Here is a 20,664-nt window from a genome sequence, read left to right on the forward strand (position 1 = left end):
TCGTGGGGACGAGCCGGGGCACTTTCCTGTCCGGGCCGGTCGCCTGCCGGCCCCGCCTCACCCGCCGGCCCTGGTCCGTCGTCCTGCGATCCACAGCACTGCGCACGGACTCGCCGTCCGTTGAGATCAGCGCCGCTCAGTGCCGCAGATCGATCCCGAACACGCGACGGATCTGTGCCACGGCGTGCCGGGTGAAGCGACGATCCGAGGGCGTCGAGGCGAAGGGCACCAGCAGACCGGGATGATCCGGATGCGTCACCCGTCCGTGGGTCGAACCGGCAGTGACGACGAAACCCGCCGATTCCATCCGGCGCAGCAGCTCCCGGCGCGAGGTGGGGTGCCGGGTCCCCTTCCCTCCGCGGGCGCTCGGTCCGGCGGCATCCTCGGCGATGTCGAGGGCCGGCTCGTAGTCGTCGGGTCGCACCGAGAGCGCGTACCGCGTGGAGAAGGCACCGATCACCGCGTTGTCCGCACGTCGCACCTGCACCACGAGAGCGCCGCGCTGGAAGTGGTCGCTCGCGCCGGCGTCCGCCGTCCACGCGTCCTCCGGATCGGCGACGACCTCCACGATCTGTGCGGTGGTCAGGCTCGCGACCCCCACGGTGCGGATCTCCTCCTCCCGGACCCGCAACGGCCGCGGCAGCGGACGGGGATCCTCGGGGGCGAGGGTGTGCACGGCGTCCGGCGGTGGGGCCACGGGCGACCGGGGCGGATCGAGGCGCCGGGTCCGACGGCGGGGCAGGACGTCGGACGGGGACTCCTGCGGCGCCGGGGTCCCGGATCTCCCGGCCGGTCCGGACGAGCCGGGGGACGGTTCGGGGGCCGACGGGCGCCGCCCGGTGGCGGTCCAGTCGACGGGACGCACCGAGCGCGCGGGATCGGTGCGTCCGCCCAGGAGGCGGGGCGTCGGTGGGGCGGGGGCCGACGAGGTCGACGTCTCGGGCCGAGTGGTCTGCTGCCTCTCCGCGCGAGGCCGGCGGGCGCGCGGGCGCTTCTTCGTCGAACCCATCGCTCCCCCTGCCCGTCCTCGTCGTGCCGTCAGCCGCGTCCGCGGCCCGTCGTCCGGCTGTCCTGCGGTCGTCCCCGATGGTGTCACGTGCCGGGGGCGTCCAGTACCTTGGACGCCGTCCGTATCGCTCCATCTGTGAGGTCCTGCGTGCCCATCAGCGCCGCCACTCGTCGTCCGTCCCGTGCTCGTCTCGCCGGGGCTCTGTTCGCGATCACACTGCTCGCAGCAGGCTGCAGCGACGCCGGCGACTCCGATCAGGGCGACGCCCCCGCCGCGCCCGAGGCCTCCGACGCGGGCGGCTCGTCGGAGGCAGGCGGCTCGGAATCGAGCGACGGGTCCGACGACGGCGGAGAGGACATCGTGGTCACGGGCAGCTCCGACGGCGGAGGGAAGTCCTCGGCCACAGTGCCCCGGGATCCGTTTCCGGTGACGCCGGCGCCGGACGGCTTCGAGCCACCGGACCCCTGCTCCGGCGAGGGGGCCTACTTCGTCGAGGTGGACGGCGGCAGCGCATCCCCTGACCTCCCCGAGCGGGACGGCGAGACCCTCTCCATCGAGGCCACGGGCATCTCGGGCGACACCGCCCAGCTCACCGCGACCATCGGAGACGGGAAGCCCCGCCCGATCGAGGACATCACCCTCGGAGAGACAGCCACCCTCGAGGGGTGGACCATCTCCGTGACGAGCGTCTGCCAGGACACCGACCAGGTCGAGTTCGACCTCATCGACTGAGGTCGCCGCCACCTGACGTCGCCCTCACCTGGAGTCCCCACCACCTGGGGTCGCCCTCACCTGAGCTCGCAGAGCCCAGGAGGTGCACGACGAGGTGAGCGCGGCCGGGTCATCCCGTTCCTCGCGGCACGGCATGATGGGACGATGACCTCCCCGCACCGCTTCGACCTCGATGCCATCGGGGCCGGCCTCCCCGTCGCGGCGGCCCGCGCGGAGCTCGAGGCGGCCGCACGCACCGGGGCGATGGTGGTCACGGCGCCGCCCGGCACCGGGAAGACGACCCTCGTGCCGCCCCTGGTCGCGAACCTCGCCGAGGGCCTCACCCTGGTCACGCAGCCACGGCGCGTCGCCGTGCGCGCAGCCGCCCGCCGGGTCGCGAGCCTGGACGGCACCGAGCTGGGCGGGCCGGTCGGCTTCACGGTGCGCGGGCAGCGCCAGGTGGGCCGCTCGACCCGCCTGGAGATGATCACCCCCGGGGTGCTGCTGCGCCGTCTGCTCGCCGACCCCGACCTGCCCGGAGTCTCCGCTGTGGTGCTCGACGAGGTCCACGAGCGCTCCCTGGAGACCGACCTGCTGCTGGGGATGCTCGCCGAGGTGCGGCAGCTGCGCGAGGACCTGCTGGTCGGGGCGATGTCCGCGACCCTCGACGCCGGCGCAGTCTCCACCCTGCTCGACGGTGCACCGGTGGTGGACGTGCCCAGCGCCCTGCATCCGCTCACGGTGGACTATGCGCCCTCCCCCGCCCCGCGCCTGGACGCGCGCGGCATCACCCGTGAGTACCTCGACCATCTCGCCCGCACCGCGGCCCGTGCCCAGCGGGAGGCGGGCTGCGATGCCCTGGTGTTCGTGCCCGGTGCCCGCGAGGTCGACGAGGTCGTCTCCCGCCTGCAGGGGCTGGTGGGCGGCGAGGTCCGCGGCGGAGCCGGAGGCCGCGAGGGAACCGAGGGGCGGGACGTCGAGGTGCTCGCCCTCCACGGCCGTCTCCCCGCCGCGCAGCAGGACCGGGCCACCGGCGGGCGCCGCCCCGGGGAGAGCCCGCGGATCGTGGTGTCGACCTCGATCGCGGAGAGCTCGCTGACCGTGCCGGGCGTGCACCTGGTGGTCGATGCGGGCCTGTCCCGCGAGGTGCGCCGGGATCGTGGCCGGGACATGTCGGGCCTGGTCACGGTCAGCGCCTCGCGCGCCGCGGCGGATCAGCGGGCCGGCCGCGCCGCGCGTCAGGGCCCCGGCCGGGCGGTGCGGGTGTTCGCGCCGTCGGACCTCGCCGGGATGCCCGCGCAGTCGGCCCCGGACATCACGAGCGCTGACCTCACCGATGCCGCCCTGTGGCTCGCGTGCTGGGGAACTCCGCGGGGCGAGGGGCTGGCCCTGCTCACGCCTCCGCCCCGTGCCGAGATCACCGCCGCCGACCGGACCCTGCGCGCCCTGTCCCTGGTCGACGACGCCGGCCTGCCCACCGAATCCGGGACCCGCGTGGCGCGCATGCCGATCGGGGTGCGCGAGGCCCGCGCCCTCGTCGACGGCGCCCACGGACTGCCCGGCCGCGACAGCGCCCGCCGAGCGGCGGAGGTCGTCGCCGCCGTCTCCGACGACCACCGCCCCGTCGGCGCCGATCTGCCCCGCCTGCTGCAGGATCTCCGTGCCGGACGCGCGCCCGGCACGGAACGCTGGGCCCGGGAGCGGGACCGCCTGGCCCGCATCGCCCACGACGCCGCCGGCGGCTCAGCTGCCGGGACGAAGCGCGTGACCTCCCCCGACGCCGCCGAGCAGGCAGGCGCGATCCTCGCCCTGGCCCGCCCCGAACGCATCGCCCGACGCACGACCGACGGCTCGCGCTCCTATCTGCTCGCCTCGGGCACCCGGGCCGCTCTCCCGGAGAGCAGCGGACTCCTGGGAGCGGACTGGCTCGCGGTCTGGGAGGTGCAGCGGGCCGACGGTCGTGCGGCCGACGGCACCGGCGCCGTGATCCGCACCGCCGCCCCGCTGTCCGAGGAGGATGCCTTCCTCGCCGGGGCGGAGCTGCTGGCCGACGAGCGCACGGCCGTGCTGGAGAACGGAACGGTGCGCGCGCGGGAGCGGCGCACGCTCGGCGCGATCGAGCTGTCCTCCACGCCGGTGCGTGCCACGAAGCAGGACACCGTGCCCGCGGTCCTCGCCCATGTGCGATCCCACGGGCTGGACGCGCTGTCGGCGAACGACGCGGCCCGATCGCTGCGGGCCCGCCTGGCCCTGGTGCGCCGCGAGCTCGGGGACCCGTGGCCCGCGATGGACGAGGCCTCCCTGCTCGACACCCTGGAGACATGGCTGGCACCGCAGCTCTCCGCCCGCACCACCCAGCTGTCCGCGGTCGACGTGACCGGCGGGCTGCGTCACCTGCTGCCCTGGCCCGAGGCCTCCGAGCTCGATGCCCTGGCACCCCAGCGGCTCGCGGTGCCCTCCGGGTCGAGCGCACGCATCGACTATCCGGAGCCGGATGCCGAGGACGGCCGCCCCGTGGTCGCGGTGAAGCTGCAGGAGCTGTTCGGGTTCGCCGAGACCCCCCGCCTGGTGCGCGGCCGGGTGCCGGTGCTGTTCCACCTGCTCTCCCCCGCCCGGCAGCCGCTCGCGATCACCGATGATCTGCGGTCCTTCTGGGACGGCCCGTACCAGGACGTGCGCAAGCAGATGCGTGGCCGCTATCCCAAGCATCCCTGGCCCGAGGACCCCTGGACCGCCCCGGCCACCTCCCGCACGAAACGCGCGATGGGGCGCGCATAGGATCCGTCCATGCGCTCACCGTCGACCGTTCTACGTGCTGACCCTCAGCTGGCGGCCGCCCCCTGCGTGGCGATGACCACCGCGGCCATGTCGTCGATGATCTGACGGACCGCCGCCGTCGCCGGGCTGTCGACGTGGAGCTCCTTGATCGAGCGGTCGAGCTCTCGCCTGCTCATGCCCGGGATGTCGTTCTTGAGGATGCGGTGGGCGATCTTCAGGGCGCGCAGCATCTCGAGCAGGATCGCGTCCTGCAGGCTCCTGCGTGCCGGATCGCTGAGCGCGGTGACGAGCCGGGCACGCAGCTCCTCCTCGGTCGAGGCGTCCTGGGTGGGCCAGCTCGTCAGGAACCAGCCGTCCTTGCGCTCGATCGCCCCGGCAGCGACCCAGACCTCTCCGACCACCTCGGTGAGGTCCATCCGGCGGTGGCCGACCACGGACTTGATCCGCTTGCCGTCGAGCTCGCCGAGCGCGCCGAGCGCCTGGTCGAGCTCGGCGATGCCGGTGGGCGCGGCGTCGACCACCTCGACCCGCGGGTTCCGTCCCTCCGCCAGAGAGACCTTCTCCCGCAGCGTGAGCTCGACGACGGCTGCCGCGGCGAGCGCCTGCTTGCGGAACTGGGTGGAGTCCTGGCGTCCGGCGTCGTTGGTCAGCAGCAGGAAGAGTTCTGCGGGGATCGTCGAGGTCGTCATCGCTCCAGTGTGGCCGTGGACTCCCCGGGGAGGCATCCGCCGATCGTCGAGGGCCGCCCCTCCCTCGGGCAAGCTCCCCTCGGGCAAGGCCCAGACGACCCTGGCACCATGGACCCATGCGTCTGCTCTCCACCCCCTCCCGTCTCTATCGCGTGCTCGCCTTCGCGGAGATGGTCACCTGGACCCTGCTGATCGTGGGGATGCTCCTGAAGTACGTGCTGGACGTGACCGATGTGCTCGTGCGCATCGGCGGCGGTCTGCACGGCTTCACCTTCCTCTGCTACCTCGTGGTGACGGTGCTGGTCGCGATCGATCAGCGCTGGCGGCTGCGGGATGTGGTGCTCGGCATCGGCTCTGCGGTCATCCCGTACATGACGGTCCCGTTCGAGCGCTCGGCGATGCGCCGCGGACTGCTCGGCGACTCCTGGCGGCTGCGTGCGGAGCAGGGACGCAACGGGCTGGAGAAGGTCGTCTCCCTCGCGCTGCGTCGCCCGATCCCGGCCGCGCTGATCGCGATCGTCGTGGTGGCGATCGTGTTCTCCGTGCTGCTGTCGCTGGGCCCGCCCACCGAGTGGTTCTCCTGATCCGACGCTCCTGATCCGGAGCACCCTTCCCTGATCCGAAGCGCCCTCAGCGTCTCCGTCGCGGCGGGGCGATCGGGTCGATCCGCACCATCTCGCCTCCGCGCAGGTGCAGTCTGCTGATCTCCACCACCGCGGTGCGAGGCGCCAGGCGCGGCACCTGCGGCTGATCGGGCTCCGGCGGCAGCGCCTCCCCGAAGCACACGCCGCAGTCCTGCACGGCGAGCGCCTGCGACCGCCGCGCCTCCCACTCCACCTGCGCCTGCTGCGAAGCCCGGATCCACGGACCGCCATGGGGCCTGCACGGCCCTTCCCCGTCGCGTCCGTGCAGCGGGCACTGCGCGGGACGGCGCGTGACCTGAAGCTCCATCCCCTCCAGAGCCGGCACCCTCGGGTCCGACCCGGTGGGGATCACGTCCAGTCCGGCCGGTCCGATCCTCAGCACGGCGACCTGGCCGTGCTCCACCGCGATCAGCAGCGCCCGTTCGAGCGCCTGGTCCGGATGCGGGGCCAGCAGGTCCTCCCGCGCGGCAGCGGCCGGCTCGAACCAGTCGCGGCGAGTGCCCACGAGAGCGCCGAGCGCCACCGGCCCGCCCCGGCGACGCAGAGCCCCCGCGACCGCAGGCCGACGGAACCAGGTGCGCGCGGACGGCTGCGGCGGCCGCGGCCGCCCTTCCACCGGGGCCCCGGCGAGCGCGCCCTCCGGGCTGGGCCGCGCCGGGCTTCCCATCGGCCGCACTCGTACCTCGAAGGGGCTCTCGCGTCCGCTGACGTCGGCGACGACCATGCCGTCGGGGGTGAGCGTGGGCAGCACGGGCCCGAGCGCCGGCAGCACCAGCCAGGTGTGCTCGAGCTCGAGCGGAGGCCTGGCCTGCAGCGTCGAGCGGACTATCTCCCCCGAGGGTGGGGTCGTGGGCTCCCTCCGGCGGAAGGCGATCTCGTCGGCAGCGTGCGCGGCGCCTGCGGCATCTGCGGCGCCCGTCGCGCCGGCCGCGTGCGCAACGTGCGCGGCGTCGTCATCGGCGTCATCGGTGTCGTCGCGCAGCAGTCGCGGGTCCGCGCAGGCGGTGATCGGGCCGACGCCCGGCAGGTCCAGCTCGATCAGCTGGTCGCGCCAGGTGGTGGCGGGGGTGGTGTCGAGAGTGGTGGGATCGTCCTCGTGGTGCATGACCATGGCTGCCTTCCGACGGGGCCCTCACGGGCCTCCTGACCGGACGAGCGGATGCTCTCCGGCCGGGTCTTCCTCGACGGGCACCGGGTTCGGTTCCGGTTGCCGCGCGGCCTCTGTCGAAGGAGTGCAGCCGCGTCTCGTGACCCGTCTGCGACGGTAGCGGAGGGCTCTGACGGACGAACCACCGGAGGAGCTCGCGCATGGCCCGGCGTCGGTCCTTGCGGAGCACCCGGCGCGGGTCCCGGCGAGGGCCGGACGGAGGGTCCGGCGTGGGTCCCGGCGAGGGCCCGACGAGGCGCCCGCGACCCGCCCGCGCCTCGTAGACTCCGGGGGTGCGCTGTCATCATTTCGAGTCCGGGGAGTGCAGGTCGTGCACCCTCCTGGACCTCCCTCGCCCCCGGCAGCTCGCCGAGGGACGTGAGCGTGTCGAATCACTGCTCGCCCCGTATCTCGCGAGCTCCGACCCGCGACAGGGCGGCGGCGCCTGGCAGGAGCCGATCGTCGGCCCGGAGGCCGGCTTCCGGGCCCGCGGGAAGATGGCCGTGGGCGGCACTGCGCAGGCACCGATCCTGGGCCTGCCCGGCCAGGCGCTCAGCGCGGATCTCTGCGACTGCCCGCTGTACCCCGCCGGGGTCGAGGAGGTGCTCGAGGGGGCGAAGGCGCTGATCCGTCGGGCGCAGGTGCCGCCGTACGACGTGGCCCGCCGTCGCGGCGAGCTCAAGAACGTGCTGGTCACCGCCTCTCCCGACGGAGAGCATCTGCTGCGCCTGGTGCTGCGCAGCGAGAAGGCCCTGGATCGGATCCGCGAGCATCTTCCCGCCCTCCTGGTCGCGCACCCCTCGGTCGTCGCGGTCACCGCGAACATCCATCCCGATCACACCACCCGGGTCGAGGGCGAGCAGGAGATCCACCTCGCCGGCGCCGAGTCGATCGCCGTTCGCACCGGGGACGTCACCCTGTTCTCCCGCCCGCAGTCCTTCCTCCAGACGAACACCGAGGTCGCCGGTGACCTCTACCGGCAGGCCGCGACCTGGGTCGGCGAGATCCTGGAGGACCGTGTCCCGCCTTCGGCCACCGGCGCCCCTGTCGACACCGGCACTGTGCCCGCCCCGCGGATCTGGGACCTGTACTGCGGATTGGGTGGCTTCGCCCTCCACATCGCGCGCGCCGTGCCAGCCGCCCACGTCACCGGGGTGGAGGTCTCGGCGCAGGCGATCGAAGGCGCCCGCGAGGCCTCTGCCGCGCAGAGCATCACCGCGACCTTCCTGACCGATGACGCGACCGCCTGGGCGATCCGAGAGGCCGCGGCCGAGGCCGGGCCTCCGGACGTGGTGGTCGTGAACCCGCCCCGCCGCGGCATCGGCCCCGAGCTCGCCGCCTGGCTCGAGGGCTCGGGGGTGGCCGACGTGATCTATTCCAGCTGCAACCCGGCCACCCTGGCCACGGACCTCGCTGCGATGCCCTCGCTGCGCATCACCGCCGGACGCTTCGTGGACATGTTCCCCCACACCGAGCACGCCGAGGTCATCGTGCGACTGCGCCGCACCCCACGACCTGACACAGTGGTCCACAACCCCGCCGACGAAGGAGCACGCCCATGACTTCCCCCGCCCCGACCCCCGAGTCCCAGCTGACCGAGGTCACCCGTACCGTCACGCCTGCCCAGAACGGGAACACCGTCTCCCTCGCGCAGACCTTCACCGCGGATCCCGAGGAGCTGTGGTCGGCCCTGACCATCGGTTCCCACCTCGAGGTGTGGTTCGGCCGGGCGAGCGGCGAGGCGGTCGAGGGCGGCACCTTCGAGCTGCCGGACATGGAGACCCGCGGCACCGTGCTCACCGCTGATGCCCCCCACCGACTGCTCCTGACCTGGGAGATCGGCACGAGCTCCAGCGAGATGGAGCTGCTGGTGACCCCGGTGGAGGATGCCGAGTCAGGGACCGCGACGGAGCCGAAGACGGAGCCGGCGTTGGCGTCGGAGACGGCGTCGGAGCCGGAGTCTGTGGCCGGCGAGGGTTCCGAGGCCGCGAGCGCCTCCGGCCAGCGCACCCGCTTCGAGCTGCGCCACACCGTCCCGACCGACGCCCACTGGGCGACCTTCGGGCCCGCCGCGGTCGGCTGCGGCTGGGACGGTGCGCTGTACGCGCTGGCCCTGCACCTCCAGGACCCGTCGGCCGATCTGATGGGAGATCTGGGGGCCTTCGCAGGCTCCCCCGAGGGTGCCGAGTTCACGCGCGCCACGGCCGACGCCTGGTTCGAGGCACACGTCGCCGCCGGGTCCGACAAGAAGCCGGCCCGCAAGGCGTCCGTGCGCGCCGCCGCCTTCTACCTCGGTGAGGAGCCGGACCTGTCGTGACCGGCACGTCCAGCGCTCCCGGCTCCTCCAGGACGCCGCCCTCCGCCCCGTCGGCCGTCACCCTGCTGACCCTGGGCGGCACGATCTTCATGACCCAGGGCGCCGACGGCGGCCATGCCGCCCCGGATGCCGCCGCTGGAGAGCGCGTGTCCAGCACCCTGATCGACGGGGTGGGGCTCACTGCGCACGAGATCGCGAACGTCTCCTCCTCCGACGTGCGGCCCCGGCACCTGGCCGAGGTGCTCGAGCGGGCCCGTCAGACGGTCGACGACGGCGCCCACGGCGTCGTGCTCACGCACGGCACCGACACCCTCGAGGAGTCGGCGTTCCTCCAGAACCGGTACTGGGACCGCGACGCCCCGCTGGTGGTCACCGGAGCGATGCGACCGGCGAGCGCACCGGGCGCCGACGGCCCCGCCAATCTGCACGACGCGGTCCGCACGGCGGCGAGCCCGTCGGCTCGCGGCGTCGGGGTGCTCGTGGTGTTCGACGCGCAGGTGCACCTGGCCGACCAGGTCACCAAGGCCTCCTCGCGCTCGGTCTCGGCCTTCGCCTCCGCACCGTCGGGCCCGCTCGCGCTCGTGGACGGCGCCGAGCTGCGGCTCCTGCAGGCCATGCCGGAGCGCGTCGCACGGCTGTCCGCCGGAGCGCCGTCCGCACACCAGCCGCCGGTGCCCACGGTGATGGCGGGGCTGGACGATGACCTCGACCTGCTCGATCATCTCCCCGCAGAGGCTCTCTCGGGACTGGTGATCGCCGGGGTGGGGATGGGGCACGTCTCCCCCGCCGCGATGCCCCGCCTGCGCCGTCTGCTGGAGGTCGGCGTGCCCGTCGTGGTCGCGACCCGTATCCCCTCCGGCGGCACCTCGACCCACCATTACGCCTATCCCGGCAGCGAGGTCGACCTGCTGGACGCCGGAGCGGTCATGGCAGGCTTCCTGTCCCCGGCGAAGGCCCGCCTGCTGCTGCGGGCACTGCTCGCCGAGCACGCGCCTGCCGAGACGATCCATGCGGCGTTCGCGGCCTACGCGTCCTGAGAAGGCTGCGCCGGGGCGGGGCGTGAGCGCCCGCGCAGGGCGCTCAGCGTCGAGCGCCAGGTGTCGTGCACGGTGCGGTTCTCGTGCCATTCGCGCCAGGTCAGCAGGATGATCACGGCGTCGAGCACCGTGAGCACCACGACCCCCACCGACGGGCTCACCACGAGCGAGTACAGCTGGAGCACGAGGAAGAGCCCGAGCGCACCGATCGCCCACGGGTACACGCGCCGCGATCCGCGCAGCAGAGCGATCACGATCGCGACCTTCACGACCCCGTGGAGCAGCACATAGGCGGCCAGCATCGCGGTGGTCCCGGTCCCGAGATGGGTGACCCCGTGCAGGAGCAGGTTCGCGAGGAGGTCATGGGGATCCTCGGCGCGCTCCTCCGCCGTGAGCACCTGCACCAGCCGGGCGAGCTGGCCCGGTGCGACCGCGAGCAGGAGGATCCCGCCGACGAGCTCGAGCAGGCCGTCGATCCCCTTGCCGACGATGCCGATCAGGAAGATCAGATCCAGGACGGGCGAGGGGCGGGTGCGACGACGCCTGGCCATGCCGCACCCTCCCTCCGGCGGGCCCGGACGGGCGCCGCGCCCTGTCCCACCGATCCTAGGCCGCTCAGCATCCAGGGCCGCGTCCACTAGAGTCACCGGGTGGATCTTCGCAGCGCAGCAGAACTCGGCATCACCCTCGCCCGGCAGGCCGGCGACTTCGCCGTCGTCGAGCACGACACCGCCCGGATCGAGGCCAAGGGCACCGGTTCGGACCTCGTCACCCATGTGGACCGCGAGGCGGAGCTGCGGATCGTCGACGCACTGCGCGAGCACTATCCCGAGCACGCGATCCTCGGTGAGGAGGAGGGCGAGCAAGGTGCCGGGTCCGGGGCCCGCTACGGCTGGCTGATCGATCCGCTGGACGGCACCAACAACTATGTGCTGGGTCTGGACGTGTACGGCGTATGCATCACCCTGTGCGACGGCGAACGGCCGGTGATGGCTGTCGTGCACGACTCCCCGCGCCGCCGCACCTTCTGGGCGATCGCCGGGCAGGGCGCCTGGCTCTCCCACGGCGAGGCGGAGGAGCCGCGCCGCCTGGACCTCGGCGCCGCAGAGCCCCTGGACCGCACCACGATCGCCTTCACCCAGGGCTACGACACCGGGCACGACGACGAGTGGCGCAACGCCCTGTTCGCCGCCCTCGAACGCGGCACGAAGCGGGTGCTGCGCAGCTGGGCCCCGTCCTCGGACTGGGGGCTGCTGGCCACCGGGCATCTCGGCGCGATGGTCGCCTATCGCCATGAGATCTGGGACCGCGTGGGCGGCACTCTGATCATCGTCGAGGCAGGCGGCGAGCTGCGCACCGACCTCACCGGGGAGCTGATCGTGGTCGGGAAGCCGCAGACGGTGCGCGAGCTCGACGCTCTCCTCGGCGTCACCGGCTCGCGAGCGGACGCGACATCGCGGAACCCTCGGGTGGAGCCCGCCGCACGGTGACGGTTCGCGAGCATGGTCACCCCGTCGGCTCGACCTGCGGTCGCCCGGGACTGCTGCCGATCCGCTCCGGTGCCGGCCGCCGCGGTCACGCCCCCTGGACGAGGCAGAACGGATGTCCGGCCGGGTCGACGTAGACCCGGAAGCTGCCTGAGCTCGAGGGCTGGTGCTCATGCACGGCGGCTCCGAGGGTGAGGACCCTCGGCTCTGCTTCCTCGATGTCCGTCACCGCGAAGTCGAGGTGGAACTGCTGGGGATGGGTGCCGCCGGGCCAGGTGGGCCGCTGGTAGTCGTCGATCTTCTGGAAGGCGAGGGTCGCCTCGCCATCGGGATTCTCGGGCGTGAGGCCGCCGCGCGGCGGTGAGAGCGTGGCCCAGTCGCCGTCCGAGCCCTCCTCCAGACGCCATCGCAGCAGCTTCGCGTAGAACGTCGCGAGCTCCATCGCATCGGGACAGTCCAGCACGATCAGGTCGAGCTTCGGGGTGATGGGTTCCTGCGCCAGGTTCTCCATGGGGCCACGGTAGGAGCCGAAGCCCTCGGAGGGAAGAGCCCGACGCCGGCCTGTCGTACGCTCCCAGCGCAGTTCGCGCTTCCCCACTGCCCGCGCACCGGTGACAGACTGGAGCCAGATAATCCAGCGTTCGAGAGGTGCTTCCATGACCGTTCCCGTCGATCCGACCCCTGCCCTGCAGGAGTACGCCCACCCCGAGAAGCTCGTGACCACGCAGTGGCTCGCCGACAACCTCGGCGCCGACGGGCTGGTCGTCGTCGAGTCCGACGAGGACGTGCTGCTCTACGAGACCGGCCACGTCCCCGGCGCCGTGAAGGTCGACTGGCACCTGGACCTCAATGATCAGGTGACCCGCGACTACGTCGACGGCGAGGGCTTCGCGAAGCTCATGGACGCCTCCGGCATCACGCGCGAGACCACCATCGTGGTCTACGGCGACAAGTCGAACTGGTGGGCCGCCTACGCCCTGTGGGTCTTCGAGCTGTTCGGCCACGCCGACGTGCGTCTGCTCGACGGCGGCCGCGCCGCCTGGCAGGCCGAGAGCCGCGAGATGACGACGTCGACCGACGGCGCCCCGGCGGCCACCACCGGCTACCCGATCATCGAGCGGGACGACGCCCCGATCCGGGCCTACCGCGAGGACGTCCTGGACTTCCTGGGCGGGCAGCTGATCGACGTGCGCTCCCCGCAGGAGTTCTCCGGCGAGCGCACCCACATGCCCGACTACCCGCAGGAGGGCACCGTGCGCGGCGGGCACATCCCCTCGGCCCGTTCGGTGCCGTGGGCCCGTGCCGCCGCCGAGGACGGCCGCTTCAGGACGCGCCCCGAGCTCGAGGCGATCTACCGCGAGGAGCTCGGCTTCGACAGCTCCGCTCCGGTGATCGCGTACTGCCGCATCGGCGAGCGCTCCGCGCACACCTGGTTCGTGCTGCGCTACCTGCTGGGCTTCGAGGACGTGCGCAACTACGACGGCTCCTGGACCGAGTGGGGCAATGCCGTGCGCCTGCCGATCGCCGTCGGCACCGAGCCCGGGGAGGTCCCCGCCCGATGAGCACCGGATCGACCCCTGTCGACGGCGCCGAGCTGCCGGCGGCCTTCGCCGAGATCGCCGATGACTTCCACGCCCTGACCGGCCGGGATCGTCTGCAGCTGCTGCTGGAGTTCGCCAACGATCTGCCGGAGCTGCCCCCGCGCTACGCCGAGCACCCCGAGCTGCTCGAGCCGGTCCCGGAATGCCAGTCGCCGATCTTCCTGGTCACGGAGGTGGAGGGCACCGGGCGCGACGCGACCGCGCGGCTCTTCTTCTCCGCGCCGCCGGAGGCCCCGACCACCCGCGGCTTCGCCTCGATCCTCGCCGAGGCGCTCGACGGCCGCTCGGTGGGCGAGGTGCTCGACACCCCGGACACCGTGACCGGCGCCCTGGGCCTCGCCGAGGTGGTGAGCCTGCTGCGCCTGAACGGCATGGCGGGCATGCTCGCCCGCATCAAGCGCCAGCTGCGCCTGAAGGCCGGCCTCTGACCTCCCGCCTCTGACCTGCTGAGACGACGTAGGCCGCGGCGCCGGGCCCCTCTTCGGGGACCGGCGCCGCGTGCTGTTCCAGGCCGTGCGCCGAGGCCGACCGCCACGCTGACAAGACGATGAGACCCACGAGACCTTGCCACGCGATACATAACGATATATCGTGATAACACGTCAACAGAAAGGGGGTCGCACCATGCGACGCCATCACGATCATCATCAGCCCCGTTTCGGGGAGAACATCGACCGCGCCGGCCGCCGGCGCCATGACGGGCCCCATGACGCCGAGGTCCCCGGCGACGGCGGGCCCGATCGCCGCGGGCGCGGACGGGGCGGTCGCGGCCGACGAGGGCCCGGCGATCCCGACCGCGGCGGATTCGGTCCCGTCGGATTCGGTCCCGGCGGGCGCGGCCCTGACGGGTTCGACCCAGAACGGCGCGGCGGGCCGGACCGACGAGGGGGTGGCCCCGATCGGCGCGGCCGGGGACCCCACCGCGCTCCCCGTGGGGACGTGCGCACGGCGGTGCTCCTGCTCCTCGCCGAGGAGCCGATGCACGGCTACCAGCTGATGCAGACCATCACCGAGCGCACCGGCAGCCGCTGGCGCCCGAGCCCCGGCGCCATCTACCCCACGCTCTCCCAGCTGGAGGACGAGGGGCTCGTCGTCACCGAGAAGAGCGGCGGGCGCAAGCTCGCGAGCCTCACCGAGGCAGGGCGCACCCATGTCCAGGAGAACTCCTCGTCGTGGACGGATCCGTTTCCGTCGGCCGCGCATTCGGCGGACGACGAGGTCATCGACCTGCGCGAGCTCGGCCATGGTCTGATGGGCGCCCTGCGGGAGGTCGCCCGCACCGGGACGGACTCGCAGGTCCGCGCGGCTGCCACGCTCCTCGAGGAGGCCCGCCGCGGCCTCTACACGATCCTCGCGGGCCCGTCGGCCGACGAGCCGCCGTCCGAGCAGTCGTGACGCACGGGCCTGCAGCGGCTGGGCGGTCCGGATCGCGATGGCTCGCGCCGTGGCGATTCGGACCAGCGTCGCTCAGCGCTTCGAGGGGCCCTTGGGCGTCGGGCCGCGGCTCTCACCCTGTCCGTACTTCCAGTAGGCCTTCTCCGCGCCGGTGCGCAGCATGCTGAACGCGGTCCGTCCCGCCTCGGACTGGGCGAATTCGAAAGCAGCCTGGGCCCGCTGTGCGAAGCTGCGCCGTTCCTCCTCCGTCGCATCCTCGTCCCCCGGTCCTCCGGTCGGCGAGGCGAAGCCCTCGACGTCGGGCCCGTCGAATCCGGCGACAGGCCCTTGCCCGTTCTCGATGAGCTCGTGCCGGTCCAGCGCCACTTTCAGCTCGAGCGGGACCCGCACCTGGCGCACGAGCGCTCCCCGCACGTCGTCGCGGAGCTGCTCGGCATGCTCCGCGAAGAAGGCCTCGAGATCATGCGCCTCCGGATCGAGCTCGAAAGCCTTCCCCAGCAGGTAGGACGCAAGATCCGCGGCGACCTCCGGCGAGAGCCCGTACTGGTCGGACGACGTCGGCGCGCGACGCAGCTCGACCGCGTCATCCCGCTCGAGCGGGCTTGGAGCGAAGTCCAGCGCGAGCAGCATGTCCTCGACGAAGGCGTGGAAACTGGCCTCTCCCGGCACGTCGGCCCGCCGCAGCTCGGTCCTCCCCCGCACCTCGGGCAGCCGCACCTGGGCGACGCCCTCGCGCGCGAACTCGTCCTGCGCCGCACGGCGCACGAGCCGACGGGCCGCCCGGACCAGATGGCCGGAATCGGCATCGCGCGGCAGATCAGGGACCACCGCTCGGGCATCTGCGAGGAGGCGGGCACGGGCCGAGGAGCTGTCGGTTCGCTGACGCACCGCCTCCGGCACGGCGGAGAGCCGTCCACGGATCGAGTCGATCGGCTTCATGAGCGCACCTCCGGTGGGATCAGGGTCGTGACCATCGTACGGAGCAGGTTCCGCCCGGAGCACCAGGGAGGAACAACCAGGCGGTAGACCGTCACGGAACACGGCCCTTCCCTTTCTCGTTGAACAGGACGACGATCGATGCACGATCACCGCACCCGACCCGACCTGAAGGAGAAGACGACATGGCTGACCTCGCCTACACCGTTCCCGGACTCGGAGCCGAGGATTCCCTGCGCCTCGTGGAGTCCCTGCAGGACCGCCTCCACGCGATGAACGACCTGCACCTCACGCTCAAGCACGCGCACTGGAACGTCACCGGACCTCGTTTCATCGCCGTCCACGAGATGCTCGACCCGCAGGTCGAGGAGGTGCGAGGCTTCACCGACGACCTCGCGGAGCGGATCGCCCAGCTGGGCGCCTCCCCCGTGGGCACCCCGGGCCGCCTCGTCGCCGAGCGCGGATGGAAGGACTACACGCTCGGCAAGGCCGACACCCAGGATCACCTGCGCGCCCTGGACGAGGTCTACACCGGGATCATCGCCTCGAACCGCAAGGCCATCACCCTGGCCGGCGAGCTGGACCCGCTCACCGAGGACATCCTCATCGAGCAGACCCGCGGCCTGGAGAAGTTCCAGTGGTTCATGCGTGCGCACCTCGAGGGCTCGCAGAGCTGACCTCGTCCCGGCTGATGCGCCCCTGCAGCTGATGCTCCGCACACGCCGTCCGCCCGCCTCCGCCGATCACGGCGCGGGCGCCGGCGCGGGGCCGCTGATCTGCCGAGTACGGTGAAGGCCCGACCCCGAGGAGGACCCGGCATGCCGATCGCCGACCCGAGCGCCGACGAGCTCACCGTGCTGCAGGACGAAGCCGTGCAGTTCACCCGTGAGCTCATCCGGATCGACACCACCAACTTCGGGGGCGATGATCCTGCGACCTGGGGACCGGGCGAGACGGAGGCGGCCGACTACGTCGTGGCGAAGCTGCGCGAGGTGGGCCTGGAGCCCGAGGTGCACGAATCCGCGCCCGGCCGGCCCAGCGTCTTCGTGCGCCTGGAAGGCGAGGACCCTGATCGTGGAGGCCTCATCATCCACGGCCATCTCGATGTGGTGCCGGCCCGCGCGGAGGACTGGTCCGTGGACCCCTTCGGCGCAGAGATCCACGACGGGATGATCTATGGCCGCGGTGCCGTCGACATGAAGGACATGGTCGGCATGATCCTGGCCCTGGTCCGGCATCTCGCGCGCACGGGCCAGACCCCGCCGCGCGATCTGCTGTTCGTGTTCTTCGCCGATGAGGAGAACGGGGGCGTCTGGGGCAGCGGGTGGATGGTCGAGCACCGTCCCGAGCTGTTCGCCGGCATGTCCGAGGCGATCAGCGAGGTGGGCGGATACTCGATCACCCTCCCTCAGAAGGACACCGGCGAGGACGTGCGCGCCTACCTCGTGCAGACCGCCGAGAAGGGCCTGGCCTGGGGTCGCCTGCGCGCCACCGGTCGCGCGGGCCACGGCTCCGTCCCCAACGACGAGAACGCGATCGTGCGCCTGGCACGCGCCATCGCCGCCATCGACGAGCACGTGTTCCCGTTCGAATACATCGCGAGCGTGAAGGCCCTCTTCGACGGCGTCACGGAGATCACCGGCGTCGGCTGGGACGAGCAGGACATCCATGCCTTCCTGCCGCTGCTGGGCGGGGCACGGCAGTTCGTCTCCGGCACCCTGGGCGATTCGGTCAACATGACCATGCTCAGCGCCGGATACAAGGGCAACGTGATCCCACAGACCGCCGAGGCGACCTTCGACGCACGCTTCCTCCCCGGCCACCAGGACGACCTTCTCGCACTCCTCGAGGAGCTGGCCGGCGAGCAGGTCGAGGTGATCATCGACCACATCGGCAACTCCGTGGACTCACCGCGCGACTCCGCCCTGATGGACGTGATGACACGATCGATCCAGGCGGAGGACCCGGGCGCCGAGGTGCTGCCGTACTGCCTCAGCGGCGGCACGGACAACAAGGCCCTCTACCGGGAGCTCGGAATCACCGGGTACGGCTTCGCCCCGCTGCAGCTGCCCAAGGACCTGGACTTCGCGCCGCTGTTCCACGGGATCGACGAGCGGGTGCCCGTGGAGGCGGTCCGGTTCGGTGCCCGGGTGCTGCTGCGTCTCACGCGCGATTGCTGAGGCCGGACCGCTGACCCGAGCCGCTGACCGGCGGGGATCTCCGACTCGGAGGGCCGACGCAGGCCGCTGTGGTCAGTCGTCTCGAGTGAGGGTATCGGCGAAGAGATCGCCGACGACCAGGTCGGCCGGGATCGGGTCCTGGGGCTGCAGGCCGGTGTACCAGCTCGGCAGGAGTCGCAGGATGACCTCGGTGAGGCCGGAGTCGGCCAACTCCTTGCCGGCGTGGGCGTCGCCCCCGGTCTCGACGAGCCACTGGATGAGCACGTCGAGCGTGCCCCCGGCGAAGTATCGAGCCGTCTGCTCCATCGGGATCTGCGGCGGCATCTGGTCCGCCACGCGCTTCAGAGCATTGACGTGGAGGCCCGAGAGGGTTGTGACCAGGATCAGATATGTCGAATGGGAGGACTTCCAATCCAGCGCGCCACGGAGGAACGCATGGTGTCGTTCGACGTAGGCCACCATGGTCGCCACCGAGGACTGGACCATCTCCTGAGTCGTACGGCCATCTGCCGCCATCTCGACGGCGCGGGCGTACTGGAGATCGAACATCGTGCGGAGGATGGCACCCATCAAGTCGTCGAGACCGGAGAAGTGACTGTAGAACGCGGCGCGGCTGACACCGGCGCGCCGCGCGAGGGCATTGACCGTGACCTCACCGTCAGTAGCGCTGAGATCCCTGGCCGCGGCGAAGATCGCCGCGCGTGTGCGTGCGGGCCGGGGATCCGGCGCACGACCTTCTGTGCTGGGCATGAACAGATGGTAACCCCGACGCCTGAGCGGCTCGCCCCAGCGTTGCACAGTGGACCGTTCGCTGCCTGCGGACGGTAGCCTCCTGTGGACCGGATGCTTCCTATGGACCGGTTGCTTCCTGTCTCAGGCGCGACGAGCACACCCTCGCCGCGACGCACCGGGGACGTCGCGCCACCCCTGACGGACTAGGCAGAACGCTACACGGCACACTCCGATGTCGCGCAACTATTCTGCGCATCTGTCCGGTTTCGTTTCGGGAACTTCGGCGACCGGCATCTGCCGAAGAACACTTCGGCGTCGCGGCGACCGCTCGCGGGTCACAAAGAGGGCGTTCCCGGCGATACGCTGGTGGCCGTACCGTCCAGAAAGGCACCCACGATGCCAGAACGTATTGTGAAGATCGCGAGCACGAGCGGGCTCCATGCCCGCCCCGCAGCGATCTTCTCCCAGGCTGCGAGCGAGCAACCCGTCGCCGTCACCATCGAGAAGCCCGGTGCCGAGCCCGTCCGGGCCTCCAGCATCCTCATGCTCCTGACGCTGAACGTGGACCACGGCGACGAAGTGATCCTTCGCGCCGAAGGCGATGGCGCCGATGCCGCGCTCGACGCTCTGGCGGCTCTGCTCGGTAAGAACCTCGACGAGAACTTCTGACGCGACCCGGCGTGGCCCACCGGCACAACGCCGGCGCGATCACCCGGATGCAGCCGGCCCCGTCTTCCCGCGTCGTCCCCGTGTCACCCCACGTCGGCCCGTGTCGTCCCGCGTCGGCCCGTGTCGTCCCGCGTCACCCCGCGGGGGTGTCGCCAGCTCGCGCCGACGCACCGGTCACGGCCTGCTCACGAAGCCCGTGGCACGATCCGCAGGGAAGCGAACCCGATCGCGGCGAGCACTGCGGCGGCCGCGCCCACCAGCATCGCGGCCGACGGGCCCTGCTGATCCACCAGGATGCCTCCCACCACGGACCCGCTCATGATCGCGATCTGGAAGGCGGTCACCTGGAGCCCCACGGCGGATTCGACGCGCCGGGGCTCGATCGCCGAGACCCACAGCTGCGTGGTCACGGGCACCATGCTGAACCCGAAGCCCCACATCACGACGGCAACCGCGAGCAGCACGCTGCTCTCCGTCCCGGCCAGTGCGGCGAGGGAGATCGCGAGGACCGCGGGCCCAGCGGTGGCCGCCCAGCGCAGCCAGCGGGACAGATAGCCGGCAGCGAGGTTCCCGACCAGGCCGCCGAGGCCCCATCCCAGGAGCAGCACGGCGACCATCGAGCCATCGATCGCCTCGATGGCGACACGGATGTACGGATAGGCGACGAAGTTCGCGAACGCCGCCCCGAAGATCACCACGACACCTGCGACCAGCCGGCGATTCCCCAGCACCGAGCGCATCATGGCGAGCCCGGCGCCGTGCTGCGCAGGAACAGGGGGGAGCAGACGCCACAGCACCGCGCCGGCCCCGAGCGTCAGGACAGCGGCGACGCCGAACACGGCACGCCAGCCGATGATGTCGCCGAGCACGGAGGAGACCGGGACCCCGATGACCGTGGCCATGCTGGTGCCGACCGCCACTGTGGTGGACACGAGTGCCGGTCGCCCGGTCACCTGCACCCCGACGGACAGAGCGAAGGACCAGAATCCGGAGATCGCCACGCCGAGCAGCAGGCGGGAGATCAGCACGAGCCCGAAGCTCGGGGCGATCGCCACCACGACGTTGGATACGACGGCCAGAGCCAGCAGCACGAGGAGTACGGAGCGTCGGTCGGCCCGAGGAAGCACGGAGGCGATGGTGGGGGCCGTGATGGCGCCCGCCAGAGCCGTCGCCGCGAGGGTCAGGCCGGCACGACCTTCGCTCACGCCGAGGTCATGCGCCATCCCAGGCAGCACTCCGGCGGGGAGGAACTCAGCGCTGACAAGCGCAGCGGTTCCGGCAGAGAGCGCGAGCGCGATCACAATCGGATTATGCAGAGGTGCGGGACGAGAG

At 72.1% G+C, this 20,664-nt stretch carries 21 protein-coding genes and 1 riboswitch; of the genes, 13 read left to right on the plus strand and 8 right to left on the minus strand.

The genetic code is table 11. The annotated features are described in order from the left end of the window. Positions 1–136: 136 nt before the first annotated feature. Entirely contained in the window at positions 137–1,009 is an 873-nt protein-coding gene (locus tag ACT3UL_RS11820; RefSeq protein WP_444578405.1) for a type II toxin-antitoxin system HicA family toxin, read from the minus strand. Positions 1,010–1,156: 147 nt separating this feature from the next. Between ACT3UL_RS11820 and ACT3UL_RS11825 the strand changes: the two genes are divergently transcribed. Both ACT3UL_RS11825 and hrpB read left to right on the plus strand, forming a co-directional pair. Next, positions 1,157–1,741: a hypothetical protein gene (locus ACT3UL_RS11825; protein WP_444578407.1), complete on the plus strand. Its 585-nt coding sequence runs from the start codon at positions 1,157–1,159 to the stop codon at positions 1,739–1,741. A gap of 144 nt (positions 1,742–1,885) precedes the next feature. Beyond that, the gene (gene hrpB / locus ACT3UL_RS11830) at positions 1,886–4,498 is read left to right on the plus strand and encodes an ATP-dependent helicase HrpB (protein WP_444578408.1); all 2,613 of its coding nucleotides are present in this window, start codon (positions 1,886–1,888) and stop codon (positions 4,496–4,498) included. A 44-nt stretch (positions 4,499–4,542) separates the two neighbouring features. Here hrpB and ACT3UL_RS11835 read toward each other — a convergent pair whose 3' ends face one another. Continuing rightward, on the minus strand, positions 4,543–5,187 hold the full coding sequence (locus tag ACT3UL_RS11835; RefSeq protein WP_444578409.1) for a GOLPH3/VPS74 family protein: 645 nt from the start codon (positions 5,185–5,187) through the stop codon (positions 4,543–4,545). A gap of 116 nt (positions 5,188–5,303) precedes the next feature. On the opposite strand from ACT3UL_RS11835, the gene ACT3UL_RS11840 reads away from it, so the two are divergent. Then, positions 5,304–5,771, plus strand: a complete 468-nt coding sequence (locus tag ACT3UL_RS11840) for a DUF3817 domain-containing protein (protein ID WP_444578410.1) — start codon at positions 5,304–5,306, stop codon at positions 5,769–5,771. A 46-nt stretch (positions 5,772–5,817) separates the two neighbouring features. On the opposite strand, the gene ACT3UL_RS11845 is transcribed toward ACT3UL_RS11840, so the two are convergent. Continuing rightward, positions 5,818–6,942, minus strand: a complete 1,125-nt coding sequence (locus tag ACT3UL_RS11845) for a hypothetical protein (RefSeq protein ID WP_444578411.1) — start codon at positions 6,940–6,942, stop codon at positions 5,818–5,820. Positions 6,943–6,967: 25 nt separating this feature from the next. Continuing rightward, positions 6,968–7,084: riboswitch (SAM riboswitch) on the minus strand. A gap of 187 nt (positions 7,085–7,271) precedes the next feature. Between ACT3UL_RS11845 and ACT3UL_RS11850 the strand changes: the two genes are divergently transcribed. The 3 genes from ACT3UL_RS11850 to ACT3UL_RS11860 are packed head-to-tail and all read left to right on the plus strand — an operon-like array spanning position 7,272 to position 10,332. Further along, positions 7,272–8,540 carry a methyltransferase domain-containing protein gene (locus ACT3UL_RS11850; protein ID WP_444578412.1) on the plus strand — a complete coding sequence of 423 codons (1,269 nt, stop codon included), beginning with the start codon at positions 7,272–7,274 and terminating at the stop codon, positions 8,538–8,540. After that, the gene (locus ACT3UL_RS11855; protein WP_444578413.1) at positions 8,537–9,295 is read left to right on the plus strand and encodes an SRPBCC domain-containing protein; all 759 of its coding nucleotides are present in this window, start codon (positions 8,537–8,539) and stop codon (positions 9,293–9,295) included. Before ACT3UL_RS11850 ends, ACT3UL_RS11855 begins: the two co-directional genes overlap by 4 nt. Beyond that, the gene (locus ACT3UL_RS11860; RefSeq protein ID WP_444578415.1) at positions 9,292–10,332 is read left to right on the plus strand and encodes an asparaginase; all 1,041 of its coding nucleotides are present in this window, start codon (positions 9,292–9,294) and stop codon (positions 10,330–10,332) included. The genes ACT3UL_RS11855 and ACT3UL_RS11860 overlap by 4 nt, the downstream gene beginning before the upstream one ends. On the opposite strand, the gene ACT3UL_RS11865 is transcribed toward ACT3UL_RS11860, so the two are convergent. Next, entirely contained in the window at positions 10,320–10,883 is a 564-nt protein-coding gene (locus ACT3UL_RS11865) for a DUF2127 domain-containing protein (protein WP_444578416.1), read from the minus strand. The two genes, ACT3UL_RS11860 and ACT3UL_RS11865, sit on opposite strands and share 13 nt — an antisense overlap. Positions 10,884–10,982: 99 nt before the next feature. Here ACT3UL_RS11865 and ACT3UL_RS11870 point away from each other — a divergent pair, with 99 nt between their 5' ends. Next, complete coding sequence (locus tag ACT3UL_RS11870; protein WP_444578418.1) at positions 10,983–11,822, plus strand: inositol monophosphatase family protein; 840 nt, start codon at positions 10,983–10,985, stop codon at positions 11,820–11,822. Positions 11,823–11,907: 85 nt separating this feature from the next. Here ACT3UL_RS11870 and ACT3UL_RS11875 read toward each other — a convergent pair whose 3' ends face one another. Beyond that, entirely contained in the window at positions 11,908–12,330 is a 423-nt protein-coding gene (locus tag ACT3UL_RS11875) for a VOC family protein (RefSeq protein WP_444578419.1), read from the minus strand. A gap of 145 nt (positions 12,331–12,475) precedes the next feature. On the opposite strand from ACT3UL_RS11875, the gene ACT3UL_RS11880 reads away from it, so the two are divergent. The 3 genes from ACT3UL_RS11880 (at position 12,476) to ACT3UL_RS11890 (ending at position 14,815) form a co-directional block, all read left to right on the plus strand. After that, on the plus strand, positions 12,476–13,381 hold the full coding sequence (locus ACT3UL_RS11880) for a sulfurtransferase (RefSeq protein ID WP_444578420.1): 906 nt from the start codon (positions 12,476–12,478) through the stop codon (positions 13,379–13,381). Then, positions 13,378–13,848, plus strand: coding sequence for a SufE family protein (locus tag ACT3UL_RS11885; protein ID WP_444578422.1), 471 nt, complete (start codon positions 13,378–13,380; stop codon positions 13,846–13,848). Before ACT3UL_RS11880 ends, ACT3UL_RS11885 begins: the two co-directional genes overlap by 4 nt. Positions 13,849–14,044: 196 nt before the next feature. Beyond that, entirely contained in the window at positions 14,045–14,815 is a 771-nt protein-coding gene (locus ACT3UL_RS11890; RefSeq protein ID WP_444578423.1) for a PadR family transcriptional regulator, read from the plus strand. Positions 14,816–14,887: 72 nt separating this feature from the next. Here the strand turns inward: ACT3UL_RS11890 and ACT3UL_RS11895 are convergent, their stop codons facing one another. Then, entirely contained in the window at positions 14,888–15,754 is an 867-nt protein-coding gene (locus tag ACT3UL_RS11895; RefSeq protein WP_444578425.1) for a hypothetical protein, read from the minus strand. Positions 15,755–15,936: 182 nt separating this feature from the next. Between ACT3UL_RS11895 and dps the strand changes: the two genes are divergently transcribed. Together dps and ACT3UL_RS11905 are read left to right on the plus strand one after the other, a co-directional pair. Then, positions 15,937–16,428, plus strand: coding sequence for a DNA starvation/stationary phase protection protein Dps (dps, locus tag ACT3UL_RS11900; protein WP_444578427.1), 492 nt, complete (start codon positions 15,937–15,939; stop codon positions 16,426–16,428). Positions 16,429–16,569: 141 nt separating this feature from the next. Beyond that, positions 16,570–17,931 (plus strand): M20/M25/M40 family metallo-hydrolase, encoded by a 1,362-nt coding sequence (locus ACT3UL_RS11905; RefSeq protein ID WP_444578428.1) that lies wholly within the window; start codon positions 16,570–16,572, stop codon positions 17,929–17,931. 72 nt (positions 17,932–18,003) lie between these two features. On the opposite strand, the gene ACT3UL_RS11910 is transcribed toward ACT3UL_RS11905, so the two are convergent. Beyond that, entirely contained in the window at positions 18,004–18,681 is a 678-nt protein-coding gene (locus tag ACT3UL_RS11910; RefSeq protein WP_444578430.1) for a TetR/AcrR family transcriptional regulator, read from the minus strand. A gap of 378 nt (positions 18,682–19,059) precedes the next feature. Between ACT3UL_RS11910 and ACT3UL_RS11915 the strand changes: the two genes are divergently transcribed. Then, positions 19,060–19,332, plus strand: coding sequence for an HPr family phosphocarrier protein (locus ACT3UL_RS11915; RefSeq protein ID WP_444578431.1), 273 nt, complete (start codon positions 19,060–19,062; stop codon positions 19,330–19,332). A 185-nt stretch (positions 19,333–19,517) separates the two neighbouring features. Here ACT3UL_RS11915 and ACT3UL_RS11920 read toward each other — a convergent pair. Then, a partial coding sequence (locus tag ACT3UL_RS11920; RefSeq protein ID WP_444578432.1) for an MFS transporter occupies positions 19,518–20,664 on the minus strand: 1,147 nt, incomplete at its 5' end.

The sequence above is a fragment of the Brachybacterium sp. 107 genome, from assembly GCF_052379725.1.
Classification (GTDB): Bacteria; Actinomycetota; Actinomycetes; order Actinomycetales; family Dermabacteraceae; genus Brachybacterium.